The sequence below is a fragment of the Shinella sp. HZN7 genome (genome assembly GCF_001652565.1).
Lineage (GTDB): Bacteria > Pseudomonadota > Alphaproteobacteria > Rhizobiales > Rhizobiaceae > Shinella > Shinella granuli.
Map to the genome: position 1 here is coordinate 1737610 of NZ_CP015736.1, position 12384 is coordinate 1749993.

General features: G+C 67.5%; 11 protein-coding genes. 6 read left to right on the plus strand and 5 right to left on the minus strand.

What is annotated here, in order from left to right; all coding sequences use genetic code 11:
- Window positions 1-39 precede the first annotated feature (39 nt).
- Window positions 40-684 carry a hypothetical protein gene (locus tag shn_RS08450; protein WP_064329993.1) on the minus strand — a complete coding sequence of 215 codons (645 nt, stop codon included), beginning with the start codon at window positions 682-684 and terminating at the stop codon, window positions 40-42.
- Window positions 685-812: 128 nt separating this feature from the next.
- On the opposite strand from shn_RS08450, the gene shn_RS08455 reads away from it, so the two are divergent.
- The gene (locus shn_RS08455) at window positions 813-1940 is read left to right on the plus strand and encodes a DUF2336 domain-containing protein (protein ID WP_064329994.1); all 1128 of its coding nucleotides are present in this window, start codon (window positions 813-815) and stop codon (window positions 1938-1940) included.
- A 24-nt stretch (window positions 1941-1964) separates the two neighbouring features.
- Here the strand turns inward: shn_RS08455 and shn_RS08460 are convergent, their stop codons facing one another.
- Together shn_RS08460 and parE are read right to left on the minus strand one after the other, a co-directional pair.
- Entirely contained in the window at window positions 1965-2390 is a 426-nt protein-coding gene (locus tag shn_RS08460; protein WP_064329995.1) for a hypothetical protein, read from the minus strand.
- A 70-nt stretch (window positions 2391-2460) separates the two neighbouring features.
- Entirely contained in the window at window positions 2461-4518 is a 2058-nt protein-coding gene (gene parE, locus shn_RS08465; protein ID WP_064329996.1) for a DNA topoisomerase IV subunit B, read from the minus strand.
- Between the two features lie 267 nt (window positions 4519-4785).
- On the opposite strand from parE, the gene shn_RS08470 reads away from it, so the two are divergent.
- The 4 genes from shn_RS08470 to shn_RS08485 all read left to right on the plus strand — a co-directional run bounded on the left by shn_RS08470 (window position 4786) and on the right by shn_RS08485 (window position 8874).
- Window positions 4786-5670 carry an alpha/beta hydrolase gene (locus shn_RS08470; RefSeq protein ID WP_064332499.1) on the plus strand — a complete coding sequence of 295 codons (885 nt, stop codon included), beginning with the start codon at window positions 4786-4788 and terminating at the stop codon, window positions 5668-5670.
- 53 nt (window positions 5671-5723) lie between these two features.
- On the plus strand, window positions 5724-6494 hold the full coding sequence (gene tpiA / locus shn_RS08475; protein WP_064329997.1) for a triose-phosphate isomerase: 771 nt from the start codon (window positions 5724-5726) through the stop codon (window positions 6492-6494).
- A 124-nt stretch (window positions 6495-6618) separates the two neighbouring features.
- Complete coding sequence (secG, locus tag shn_RS08480) at window positions 6619-7098, plus strand: preprotein translocase subunit SecG (protein ID WP_064329998.1); 480 nt, start codon at window positions 6619-6621, stop codon at window positions 7096-7098.
- A gap of 147 nt (window positions 7099-7245) precedes the next feature.
- Window positions 7246-8874, plus strand: coding sequence for a CTP synthase (locus shn_RS08485; protein ID WP_064329999.1), 1629 nt, complete (start codon window positions 7246-7248; stop codon window positions 8872-8874).
- 279 nt (window positions 8875-9153) lie between these two features.
- Here the strand turns inward: shn_RS08485 and shn_RS08490 are convergent, their stop codons facing one another.
- Window positions 9154-10377: an MFS transporter gene (locus shn_RS08490; protein WP_064330000.1), complete on the minus strand. Its 1224-nt coding sequence runs from the start codon at window positions 10375-10377 to the stop codon at window positions 9154-9156.
- Window positions 10378-10496: 119 nt separating this feature from the next.
- Between shn_RS08490 and shn_RS08495 the strand changes: the two genes are divergently transcribed.
- Window positions 10497-11087 carry a TetR/AcrR family transcriptional regulator gene (locus shn_RS08495; protein ID WP_064330001.1) on the plus strand — a complete coding sequence of 197 codons (591 nt, stop codon included), beginning with the start codon at window positions 10497-10499 and terminating at the stop codon, window positions 11085-11087.
- Window positions 11088-11095: 8 nt separating this feature from the next.
- On the opposite strand, the gene shn_RS08500 is transcribed toward shn_RS08495, so the two are convergent.
- Complete coding sequence (locus shn_RS08500) at window positions 11096-12247, minus strand: ceramide glucosyltransferase (RefSeq protein WP_064330002.1); 1152 nt, start codon at window positions 12245-12247, stop codon at window positions 11096-11098.
- Window positions 12248-12384 lie beyond the last annotated feature (137 nt).

A 12384-nucleotide genomic window follows, 5' to 3' on the forward strand; every position in this document is an offset into this window, starting at 1 on the left:
GGGGCGCGGGCGGTCATCGCCCGGGCCGATCCTCTCCGGTCAATCAGCTTCCCAGACGGTTCGGATCGTCGCTACCTGCGCCGCATCCGCCGCAAGCCCGCCGAAGAAGCCGTCGCCCCGCGACCGTTCGCACGCCGTCACCAACGCCCCGCCTGCCAGGTCCGGCAACGAATCATAGGCCGGTATGCCGGCTGCCGCGGCGGCAAGGAGGGTTGCGCTGCGGGCTGCGGCGAAGGCCGCGGTCCATTCGCCGGTTTCGGTGAGCGCGCGGCTTGCGTCGAGGGTCTGCTTCAAGAGCCCCTGGTCCCAGATGAGGGCGGCGAGGCGTTCGGATTTGCCGGCAAGGCCCTGCGGCGAGACGGGGGCCGGCAGGATGCCGTCGGTGATCGCGAGGATCCCGGTGCGGCCGTCTTCCCCGCCTTCCTCGGCCTCGGCGACGGACAGGAGGGTGGCGAGGCGCTGGAGGTCCGCGCCGGTCCGCCAGCCGGAAAGGGCAATGCCGGCCGCGCCGCCGGCGATGGCGCGGCGGAGGGTTTCAGCCTCGACCGCCCTATCAACGATGACGACGCTGCCTTTCATCCGTGAGTCGCCGGCGGTGCCGGCGCGCACCAGCACGCCGCAACCTTCGGGGAGGGCGGGAGGGGTGTCGGTCGCTTCGAAAAGGGCGCGGGGCAGCGGGTTCATGGCCCTTCATAGGCGCAGGCCCGCGGGAATGGCAATGACGATCCGGTTAACGGATATGGTGAACCAATCTTAAACACTTTGGCGCTAACGTGTTTCCAGTAGCGTTTTGCAGGCGTTTGGGGCGTCCATTGATCGTTCATGCTTTTCTCCGTTGGGTCGAGACCGCACGGGCAGCCGACCGGGCGAAGGCGGCCAGTGTGTTGGCGCGGGCTTACGCACGGGCGCGCATTTCGCCGGACGACCGCCGCGCCGCGGAAATGGCGATGATCTTCCTGCTCGACGATCCCGCGCCGCAGGTGCGGCTGGCGCTCGCCGAAACGCTCGCCGGCAGCGAGGATGCGCCGCGCGCCGTCATCCTGCCGTTGGCGGAAGACCAGCCGGAAATCGCCGCCCACATCATCCTGCGTTCGCCGCTGCTGACGGATGGCGACCTCGTCGATCTCGCCGCCAAGGGCAGTGCGACGACGCGCATGCTGATTGCCCATCGCGCCTTCGTTTCGCGCCCCGTTTCGGCGGCGCTGGCGGAAATCGGTGATGCGCCCGACGTGCTGGCGCTGCTGGAGAACGAGGGCGCCGTCCTTTCGCGGCGCAGCCTGGCGCGCATTGCCGACCGGCTCGGCGACGATGCGGAAATCCGCGCCCTGCTGCTCGACCGCGACGACCTGCCGAGCGATGCGCGCCATGCGCTCGTGGAGAAGATCGGCACGGCGCTGGCCGGCTTCGGGCTGATCCAGGCGGCTGTCGGCACGAGCCGCGTCGCGCGCATCACGCGCGAGGCCTGCGACGTCGCGACGATCGGCATGGTGGGCGAGGTTTCGGCTGCCGAAATGCCGGCGCTCGTCGAGCACCTGCGGCTGACCGGCCGGCTGACGCCGGTCTTCCTGATGCATGCGCTCTGCACCGGCCGGGTCGAGTTCTTTGCGGCCGCCATTACCGATCTCTCGGGCCAGGCGGAGCGGCGCGTCCGCTCGATCCTTTCCGACGGGCGCGAGGCGGCGGTGCGCGCGCTCTATGAATCCGCCGGCCTCGGCCGGGACATCAGTGCGCTTTTCGCCGAGGCGACGATGCTCTGGCGGCGCGAGGCCAAGGGCGGGGACGACGGGCTGTCGGTCTCCGAGCGCCTGCTTTCCCGAGCCCGCGCGGCGGGCGATGCCTCCTGCCAGTCCATGCTGGAACTCGTCGAGCGGCTCGCCATCGCCGAGCAGCGCCAGACGGCGCGCAGCTACGCCCTCATCGCCGCGCGCGACGCGGCGTAAGCCCACGCTGTCGGTGAACAATCCTTAGTCGGCAAAGCGTTTGACCACCCAGGAATAACCGTCCTCGGCATAGCGCACCGGCGTGGTGACGGCGGCTTTCAGGGCAGCCTTGTCAGGGATGGCCTTCTTCACGAAATCCAGCGTGCGGGCCGCAAGGCCCTGCCTGGTCTCGGCGGTCTCGGCCGGCACCGGGACTTCGGCCGCGGTTTTGGCCGGCGTCGCATCGGGTGAGGGCTTGGCGATGCCGGCGGTGATGCGGTCGCCGGCGCTTTCGCAGACGGCCACGATGACGGGGTAGTTCTTGTCCTGGTGGCGGTTGATGTAGGTCTCGGCCTGGGCATCGCACAGCGCCACGGTCTGCCAGCTCCTGCCGACCGTATCGATATAGTGGCACTGGGTCGCGCTGTCGTCGCAGCCCATGATCGTCATGACGATGAGCGCAGCTTTCATGGCCGTCCTTTCCCGGTTTGTTCCTGCCGGTTAGAGGCGTGCATTGCCGCGAAAATAAGGCGCGGCACCCTCAGATATCGAGGTTGTCGGCGAAGACGGCGCGCTCCTGGATGAAGCGGAAGCGGGCTTCCGGCTTGGTGCCCATCAGGTCGTCCACGGCGGTGCGCGTGCCCTCGAAATCGACGTCGTCGATCGCCACCTTCAGCAGCGTGCGCTTCGCCGGGTCCATCGTGGTTTCCTTGAGCTGCGCCGGCAGCATCTCGCCAAGGCCCTTGAAGCGGCCGATCTCCACCTTGCCGCGGCCGTTGAACTCGGTGCGCATCAGCTCCTCGCGGTGCGGGTCGTCGCGCGCATAGAGCGTCTTGCCGCCCTGGCTGAGGCGGTAGAGCGGCGGCACGGCGAGATAGAGATGGCCGCCGCGGATGAGGTCGGGCATCTCCTGGTAGAAGAAGGTGATGAGGAGCGAGGCGATGTGGGCACCGTCGACATCGGCATCGGTCATGACGATGACGCGCTCGTAGCGCAGGTCGTCCTCGCGGTATTTCGAGCGCGTGCCGCAGCCGAGCGCCTGCACGAGATCGGAGATCTGCTGGTTGGCGCCGAGCTTTTCCCGGCCGGCGCTGGCGACGTTGAGGATCTTTCCGCGGAGCGGCAGGATGGCCTGGTTGGCGCGGTTGCGCGCCTGCTTGGCCGAGCCGCCGGCCGAATCGCCCTCGACGATGAAGAGCTCGGCGCCCTCGGCGGAATTCTGCGCGCAGTCGGCGAGCTTTCCCGGCAGGCGCAGCTTGCGCACGGCGGTCTTGCGGCTGACTTCCTTTTCCTTGCGGCGGCGCAGGCGCTCTTCCGCGCGCTCGATCACCCAGTCGAGCAGCTTGGCGGCTTCGCCCGGATTGTCGGCGAGATAGTGGTCGAACGGGTCGCGCAGGGCGTTCTCGACGATGCGCTGGGCCTCGACGGTGGCAAGCTTGTCCTTGGTCTGGCCGACGAATTCCGGCTCGCGGATGAAGACGGAGAGCATGCCGACGGCCGAGATCATCACGTCGTCGGTGGTGATAGCGGCGGCGCGCTTGTTCTGCGTCAGCTCGGCATAGTTCTTCAGGCCCTTGGTGAGCGCGATGCGCAGGCCCGCCTCATGCGTGCCGCCGTCGGCCGTCGGGATGGTGTTGCAGTAGGAGTGGATCAGCGAATCGCCGCCATACCAGGTGACGGCCCATTCCAGCGAGCCGTGCCCACCGGATTTCTCGCTCTTGCCGGAGAAGATCTCGCGGGTGACGGTGTGCTCCTTGCCGAGCGTCGCCTGAAGGTAGTCCTTGAGGCCGCCGGGGAAGTGGAAGACGGCCTTTTCCGGCGTTTCTGAGCCTTCCGGCAGCAATGCGGGATCGCAGCTCCAGCGGATCTCGACGCCGCCGAAGAGATAGGCTTTCGAGCGGGCCATGCGGAAGACGCGTCCCGGATCGAAATGCGCGTGCGGGCCAAAGATCTCCGGGTCCGGGTGGAAGCGCACCTTCGTGCCGCGGCGGTTGTGCACGTCGCCGAGCTCTTCGAGCGGGCCGAGCGGCTTGCCGCGGGAGAAGCGCTGGCGGTAGAGCTTCTTGTTGCGCGCGACCTCCACTTCGAGAAGGTCGGAGAGGGCGTTGACGACCGAGACGCCGACGCCGTGCAGGCCGCCCGAGGTTTCATAGGCCTTGCCGTCGAACTTGCCGCCGGCATGCAGCACGGTGAGGATGACCTCCAGCGTGGATTTTCCCGGCATCTGCGGATGGTTTTCCACCGGAATGCCGCGGCCGTTGTCGGTGACGGTCAGAAAGCCCTCGGCGTCGAGATTGACCTCGATGAAATTGGCGTGGCCGGCGACGGCCTCGTCCATCGAGTTGTCGATGACTTCGGCGAAGAGGTGGTGCAGCGCCTTTTCGTCCGTGCCGCCGATATACATGCCGGGACGCATGCGGACCGGTTCGAGGCCTTCCAGCACGCGGATCGCCGAGGCGTCGTAGCCGCCGGTGCCTTCGCTCGGCGGCGCGGGGCGCGCCTCGCGGGTAGGGGCGGCCGCTGCTGCGGGCTTTTCGACCGGCGGCGTTGCGGGCTGGGAGGGCATGTTGGCGAAGAGGTCGTTGCTGTCGTCTTGCATGGGCCGTTCAGATTTTGTTCCGTTTGCCGGTTTCCCCGCCGGTCCATGGCGGACCGGGGTCTGGCGCAGAAGATGTCGTTACGCGAATCACTTGCGATCCTGCCAGATTCCGCGGGCTTTCGCGATGCCGCGGCGGCGTGCCGCCCCGTCCGTCCACGGCCGCTTTCGTGCGGTGCAGGATGCGCCAAGCCGCGCCAACCGCTGGCGGAGGATTGCGTTGCGGGCGGGCGGATGGCAAGTATCGCAGCCTCCAGGGAGCCACAGTTCATGCGTCAGTCCACAGTTCATTGCCTTTCCCGGCTGGTTTTGGCCGCGATCTTCACCGGTCTTGCCGCCGGAAACGCCGCCGCGCTGACGCTGAAGCCGTGGAAGGACGAGCTTTTCGGCTATGGCACCGTCATCGAGACGGCGGACGACGGCGCGCTCAGGGTCGTCGACTACCAGGAACTGCGCGACATCAACGGCCGCGACCAGGTGCCGGAGCGCCGGGTGAAGGCGGCCTATGTCTCGACGGCGGTGAAGAAGGCGCAGAAGAACGCGACGGTCGCCACGCCCGCCGGGCCGATCGACGTGGCGATGACCGGCAAGGCGGAGGGCGCGGCCTTCACCGTCATCTTCATCCATGGCCGCGGCGGCGACCGGCGGCTCGGCAACAACGACTGGAATTTCGGCGGCAACTTCAACCGGCTGAAGAACCTCGCCGTGCAGAACGGCGGCGTCTACTACGCGCCGAGCGTGCCTTCCTTCGACGACAAGGGCGCGGCGCGCATTTCCGGCCTCATCCTGACGGCCAAGGCGCTGTCGCCGGAGGCGCCGGTCATCCTCGCCTGCGCCTCGATGGGCAGCTTCATCTGCGCCCGCGTGGCGCGCGATCCGGCGGCGGTGAAGAGCCTTGCCGGCATGGTGCTGATGGGCGGGGCGGCCGACGGCGACTACGGCGGGACGCCGGCCTTCAAGGCGAAGCTGCCGGTCTTCTTCACCCATGGCGACAGCGACAGCGTCTACCAGGCGAACGACCAGATCGCGGTGTTCCGCCGGCTGCGCAAGGCCGGCGTGCCGGCGCGTTTCGTGCTGTTCCAGACGGGGGGGCACGGCACGCCCGTGCGCATGACCGACTGGCGCGAGACGCTGAACTGGCTGTTTGCGCAATAGGCGCCGATTTGCTACGCCGCAAGCCACGCGAATTTCAAGGACAGGGAGGTCTCATGACACCGGATGTAACCCCGCTCGTTGCCGGGAACTGGAAGATGAACGGCACGCGCGCATCGCTCGACCAGATCAAGGCGATGGCCGAAGGCGTGAAGGGGCCGCTTTCCGACAAGGTCGAGACGCTGATCTGCCCGCCGGCGACGCTGCTCTATGTGGCCACCGCGCTCTGCGACGACAGCCCGCTGATGATCGGCGCGCAGGACTGCCACGAGAAGGCCTCCGGCGCCCATACCGGCGATGTCTCGGCGGAAATGATCGCCGATTGCTTCGGCACCCATGTCATCGTCGGCCATTCCGAGCGCCGCACGGACCACAAGGAAAGCGACGCGCTGGTGCGCGCCAAGGCGGAGATCGCCTATGCGAACGACCTCGTTGCGATCATCTGCATCGGCGAGACCGGCGACGAGCGCAAGGCGGGCAAGACGCTCGACGTGCTGAAGGCGCAGCTTGCAGCCTCCGTGCCGGACGGTGCGACGGCGGAAAACACCGTCATCGCCTACGAGCCCGTCTGGGCGATCGGCACGGGGCTTACGCCGACGGCGGCCGATGTCGAGGAGGCGCACGCCTTCATGCGCGCGGAGCTGACCGGCCGCTTTGCCGGCGAGGGCGCCACGATGCGCATCCTCTACGGCGGCTCGGTGAAGCCGGGCAATGCGCAGGAACTGATGGGCGTCGCCAATGTCGACGGCGCGCTGATCGGCGGGGCGAGCTTGAAATCGGACGACTTCCTTGCCATCTACCGGGCATACGAAGCACTGACCGCCTGACGGCTTTGCGCCGGTCCCGCAAAAGGGCCGGCGGATTGGCCGGTAAGGGCTTGGAATGGTGCGCGGCTTGGTATATTGAGCCGCAAACCTGACATTTGGGCCATCTGGCCGGGATACCGAAAACATGCAGACCATCTTGCTCGTCATCTATCTCATGGTCGTCGTCGCGCTGATCGGCGTCGTGCTGATCCAGCGGTCTGAAGGCGGCGGCCTCGGCATCGGTGGCGGCTCCGGCTTCATGTCGGCGCGCGGCACGGCCAATGCCCTGACGCGCACCACGGCGATCCTCGCCACGCTGTTCTTCGTGCTGGCGCTCGGCATGGGCATCCTCGCCCGCTACGAGACGCAGCCGACCGACATCCTCGACCGCATCCCCGGCACGACCGGCACCGGCGGCGTGCTCGACGCGCTCGGCGGCGCATCGCAGGGCGAAGGCACCCAGAACAGCAACACGACCAACCAGACGCCCGCGACGACCGGCACCGACGCCGTTCCGACCGATGGCGGCACGACGACCGGCACCGGCGACACGCCCGCGACGGGCACCGGCACGGGCGCTGCAACGGGCACGGAGCAGAATTCCGGCGTCCCGAGCGGCCAGTAAGCCGCAAGGACCGAAAACGAACCGGCCGGTTGGCGAAATCCAACCGGCCTTCTTCTTGTGTAAAACGCCGATTGCGACTTCCGAAATCACGTCCAAGGTGATTTTTCGGTGGCGGAATCGATTTTGAAAAGGTATCCGGTGACTCCCATGGCGCGATATGTATTCATCACAGGCGGCGTGGTTTCCTCCCTCGGAAAAGGCATTGCCGCCGCTGCACTCGGAGCTCTCCTGCAGGCCCGCGGTTACCGCGTCCGCCTGCGCAAGCTCGACCCCTATCTCAACGTCGACCCGGGCACGATGAGCCCGACCCAGCACGGCGAGGTGTTCGTCACAGACGACGGCGCGGAAACCGACCTCGACCTCGGCCACTACGAGCGCTTTACCGGCCGCTCGGCCACCAAGACCGACAACATCACCACCGGTCGCATCTACAAGAACATCATCGACAAGGAACGCCGCGGCGACTATCTCGGCGCGACCGTGCAGGTCATTCCGCACGTCACCAACGAGATCAAGAACTTCGTCACCGAAGGCAATGACGACTACGACTTCGTGCTGTGCGAGATCGGCGGCACCGTTGGCGACATCGAGGCCATGCCCTTCATGGAGGCGATCCGCCAGCTCGGCAACGATCTGCCGCGCGGGACCGCGGTTTATGTGCACCTGACGCTGATGCCCTATATTCCGGCGGCGGGCGAACTGAAGACCAAGCCGACGCAGCACTCCGTCAAGGAGCTGCAGGCGATGGGCATCCACCCGGATATCCTCCTGGTGCGCGCCGACCGGGAAATCCCGGAAGCCGAGCGCAGGAAGCTCTCGCTCTTCTGCAACGTGCGCCCGACCGCCGTCATCCAGGCGCTCGACGTCGCGTCGATCTACGACGTGCCGCTCGCCTATCACAAGGAAGGCCTCGACGACGAGGTTCTCGCCGCCTTCGGCATCGAGCCGGCGCCCAAGCCGCGCCTCGAAGCCTGGCAGAACGTTTCCGACCGCATCAAGACGCCCGAGGGCGAGGTGACGATCGCCATCGTCGGCAAGTATACCGGCCTCAAGGACGCCTACAAGTCGCTGATCGAGGCGCTCTATCACGGCGGCATTGCCAACCACGTCAAGGTCAAGCTCGAATGGATCGAGTCGGAGGTCTTCGAGAAGGAGGATCCGGCGCCCTACCTCGAAAAGGTGCACGGCATCCTCGTTCCCGGCGGTTTTGGCGAGCGCGGGTCGGAGGGCAAGATCAATGCGGCGCGGTTCGCCCGCGAGCGCAAGGTGCCCTATTTCGGCATCTGCTTCGGCATGCAGATGGCGGTGGTGGAAGCGGCGCGCAACCTCGCCGGCATCGAGAAGGCCTCCTCGACCGAATTCGGCAAGACGGCGGAACCCGTCGTCGGCCTGATGACGGAATGGGTGAAGGGCAACGAACTGGAGAAGCGCTCGGCTTCCGGCGATCTCGGCGGCACGATGCGCCTCGGCGCCTATCGCGCGGCGCTGAAGGGCGGCACGAAGATCGCCGACATCTACAGCTCGACGGATATTTCCGAGCGCCACCGCCACCGCTACGAGGTGAATGTCGATTACAAGGACCGGCTCGAAAGCTGCGGCCTCGTCTTCTCCGGCATGTCGCCGGACGGCGTGCTGCCGGAGACGGTGGAATATCCCGACCATCCGTGGTTCATCGGCGTGCAGTATCACCCGGAACTGAAGAGCCGCCCGCTCGATCCGCACCCGCTCTTCGCGAGCTTCGTGGAAGCGGCGCTGGAACAGAGCCGCCTCGTCTGAGGAAAGCCTCCTCCGCGTCTGTCGGGCCAGACCGACCGGCCTCGCCGCGGGGGCGGCGGTGGATCCTCGGGTCGAGCCCGAGGATGACGGCAGAGGGCGGGGAGAGGCTTGTCAAAGAACCGAGCCCGGTGGCGACACCGGGCTCTTGCTTTTGGAAGGACCACCTTTCCCGTCATCCTCGGGCTTGACCCGAGGATCCACACGCACCCGTGGTTCGGAGAGGTTGATTGCCTTGGCGCTAGAAGGAGCCCGGCATTTTTGCCGGGCTTCCCGCTTTTGTCATTCGGCCGCCTGGGCGAGGGCGCCGATCCCGTCGTCGGGATCCTGGCCGGCGAGGACCCGCTGGCCGATGCCGATGGTGAGCGCAGCGCCGAGGCCGGCGGCGACGGAGACCCAGAAGCCGTTCTGGGCGCCGAAATTGTCCACCGCCCAGCCGGCGACGAAGGCGCCCAGCGCCATGCCGATGCCGATGCCGGTCGTCACCCAGGTGACGCCCTCCGTCAGCATGGCGGCCGGCACGCGGCGTTCGACGAGGCCGAAGGCCGTGATGAAGGTGGGCGAGATGGCGATGCCGCTGACGAAGACGGCGAAGGCCAGCAGCGGCACCGTGCCGGCGAAGGGCAGCGGCAGGGCGGTGAGCGCCAGCACGGCGACGGCGATCATCAACTGCTTCTGCAGCGCCATCCTCGGGTTCAGCGCGCCGAGGACGAGGCCGACGACGAAGGAACCGATGGCATAGACGCCGATGACGAGGCTGGCGGCATTCGGCTGGCCGAGATCCTTGGTGATCGCCACGGCCGAGACCTCGGCGGTGGCGAAGGTGGCGCCGACGAAGACGAGGGCGAGCGTGATGATCTGGACGGGGCGCAGGCGGATCGCCGATTTCTGCGGCGCGCTGCCGGCGACATGGCGCACCGCCGGTTCCGTCGCGCGCTGCAACACGAAGGCGAGGGTGCCGACGGCGAGGAAGGCGGTGCTGATCAGCATGCCGGCCTGCGGGAAGAGCGCGACGGCAAGGCCGACCGAGAGCGAGGCGCCGGCGATGTAGACCAGCTCGTCGGCGGCCGATTCGAAGGCGAAGGCCGTGTTGAGCTCGGGCCGGTCGCGGAAGAGCTCCGTCCAGCGGGCGCGCAGCATGGCGGGCATCGAGGGCATGGCGGCGGCGAGGAAAGCGGAGGCAAAGAGCGTCCAGACCGGCCAGCCCTGGTGGGTGGCCGCGATCAGCGCCAGGAAGGCAAGGACGGAGACGATCGTGGCGGGCGTCAGCACCGCGGCCTGGCCGAAGCGGTCGACGAGGCGGGAGACCTGCGGGGCGATGAGCGCATTGGTGAGCGCGAAGGTGGCGGAGACCGCGCCGGCGAGCCAGTATTCGCCATGGGTCTGCGAGAGCATGGCGACGATGCCGATCGGCGCCATGGCGATGGGAAGGCGGGCGAGGAAGCCGGCGGCGGAGAACGCCTTCGTTCCCGGCACGCTGAAAATTTCCTTGTAGGGGTTGGACATGGCCTGCTCCTGGAAAGGGACGGGTTCGATAATTACATACGCGGCGTATGTTGAAGAGATAGTTGCATACGTGGCGTATGTCAAATAAAATACGCGGCGTATGTGAATGAGGAGACGCCATGCGCAAGCCGCGTGAGGAAATGATCGCCGAGACACGGGCCAAGCTGATCGCCGCCGGGCGGCAGGCCTTTGGCACGGTGGGCTATGCCGCCGCCTCGATGGACGATTTCACCGCCGGGGCCGGGCTGACGCGCGGCGCGCTCTACCACCATTTCGGCGACAAGAAGGGGCTGCTCCAGGCGGTGATCCAGCAGATCGACGCGGAAATGACCTTGCGGCTCAACCGGATCTCGGCCGCAGCGCCCAACCGCTGGCAGGGTTTTGTCGCGGAATGCGTCGCCTATATCGAGATGGCGCTGGAGCCGGAAATCCAGCGCATCATGTTCCGCGACGGCCCGGCGGTGCTTGGCGACGTCTCGCAATGGCCGACCAGCAACGGCTGCATCGCCGCCCTCAGCCGCAGCATCGAGCAACTGAAGGCTGACGGCGTTATGGGGGACATCGACACGGAGGCGGCGGCCCGGCTGATCAACGGCGCGAGCAGCCATGCGGCGCTGTGGATCGCCAAGTCGGACGATCCGGAGGAGACCTCCAGGCGCGCGGTCAGGGGATTCCGAACGCTGCTGGAGGGGCTGCGCGTCAAGGGCTGAGGGGCCGCCTACGGCCCCGCCGGGGCTTCCTTCAATTCGCAGGCCGTCGTGCCTATCGTCATCGTGTTGCCGCGCCAGTCGATGGCGCCGCCGATCCAGGCGCGCAGCCAGATGGCCGGCATCATGGCGTCCCGCACCATCATCGCCGGCACGGACCACAGGGAAAGCCGCCAGCCCTTCGCAAGCGCAAGGGCGGCTTCCGGCAGGTAGAGGCCGGCGAGCACCAGCAGCACGGCGGGCAGGAGCGGCACATCGCCGAGAAGCACCGCGGCGAGCATGAGAAGCAGCGGCGGGACGGCGCCGAGCAGGATTTCCGGACTGAAGAAGGCGGGGAAGGTGACGCGGCGCAGGCGCGACCAGCGGCACTGGCGCGACCAGACCTCCTGCCCGGAGCGCCGCCCCAGCGGCTGCTCGAAGGGCGCGGAGACGAGGTGCACCTTGAGTCCGAGACGGCTGACCAGCTTGGTGGAGGCGGCGTCCTCGGCGATCTCGGCGTTCAGCGCCTGGATGCCGCCATTGGCATCGAGCATCGGCTTGTACCAGAGCATGCTCTTGCCCTGCGCGAAACCGAGGCCGAGTGCCTCGCCGGCATATTGCCAGCGGGCCTGCTGGGTGTTGAGGAACATGCATTCGACCTCGGCCCAGAAGCCGTCCGGCCGCGAGCCGAGCGGCGTCGAGCAGACGAGGCCCGAATCGCTGCGCCAGCCGCCCATCAGGTGCTGGATATAGTCGGGCGGCATCAGGACGTTCGAATCGGCGAGCACCACCCAGTCGTGCCGCGCCGCCTGCCAGCCCTTGACGCAATTGTTGAGCTTCGGATTGGCGCTGATGCGATCATCGCCGACGAGGATGCGCGCGGCGACATGGGGATGGGCGACGGCGGCCGCCTCGATCAGCGGGATGATGGGATCGCCCGCATGGGCGACGCAGAAGAGAAGCTCGTAGTCCGGCCAGGTGAGGCGGAAGGCGCGGTCCAGCGTCTCCGTGGAGAAATTCTCGATGCCGCGCACGGGGATGACGATGGAGACGGGCGGTCTCTCCTCGATCTCGGGCGGCGCCGCGCCCGTCGGCTTCAGCCGCCTTCCGGCGATGAGGATGCTGAGGAGATTGGTGGCGACGAGGGCGCCCGAGGCAAGGGCCAGGGCCTGAGCCGTATCCATTCACGCGTACTCCGCTGGGCGCCGGATCACGATGCGGCCGCCGGGGTGCATTCACGCGCGAAGAGACACCACCGTCCCATGACAGGGGAATGACGGGCGGCGCGACGGGCTCTGGTGGGGGCTGTCGTATAGGAAGG

What these genes read in the sequence shown, in the direction of transcription:
- secG (WP_064329998.1), top strand. Translation starts at nt 6,619, where the DNA reads ATGCAGACCATCTTGCTCGTCATCTATCTCATGGTCGTCGTCGCGCTG.
- shn_RS08490 (WP_064330000.1), bottom strand. Translation starts at nt 10,377, where the DNA reads ATGTCCAACCCCTACAAGGAAATTTTCAGCGTGCCGGGAACGAAGGCG.
- shn_RS08450 (WP_064329993.1), bottom strand. Translation starts at nt 684, where the DNA reads ATGAACCCGCTGCCCCGCGCCCTTTTCGAAGCGACCGACACCCCTCCC.
- tpiA (WP_064329997.1), top strand. Translation starts at nt 5,724, where the DNA reads ATGACACCGGATGTAACCCCGCTCGTTGCCGGGAACTGGAAGATGAAC.
- parE (WP_064329996.1), bottom strand. Translation starts at nt 4,518, where the DNA reads ATGCAAGACGACAGCAACGACCTCTTCGCCAACATGCCCTCCCAGCCC.
- shn_RS08485 (WP_064329999.1), top strand. Translation starts at nt 7,246, where the DNA reads ATGGCGCGATATGTATTCATCACAGGCGGCGTGGTTTCCTCCCTCGGA.
- shn_RS08470 (WP_064332499.1), top strand. Translation starts at nt 4,786, where the DNA reads ATGCGTCAGTCCACAGTTCATTGCCTTTCCCGGCTGGTTTTGGCCGCG.
- shn_RS08495 (WP_064330001.1), top strand. Translation starts at nt 10,497, where the DNA reads ATGCGCAAGCCGCGTGAGGAAATGATCGCCGAGACACGGGCCAAGCTG.
- shn_RS08500 (WP_064330002.1), bottom strand. Translation starts at nt 12,247, where the DNA reads ATGGATACGGCTCAGGCCCTGGCCCTTGCCTCGGGCGCCCTCGTCGCC.
- shn_RS08460 (WP_064329995.1), bottom strand. Translation starts at nt 2,390, where the DNA reads ATGAAAGCTGCGCTCATCGTCATGACGATCATGGGCTGCGACGACAGC.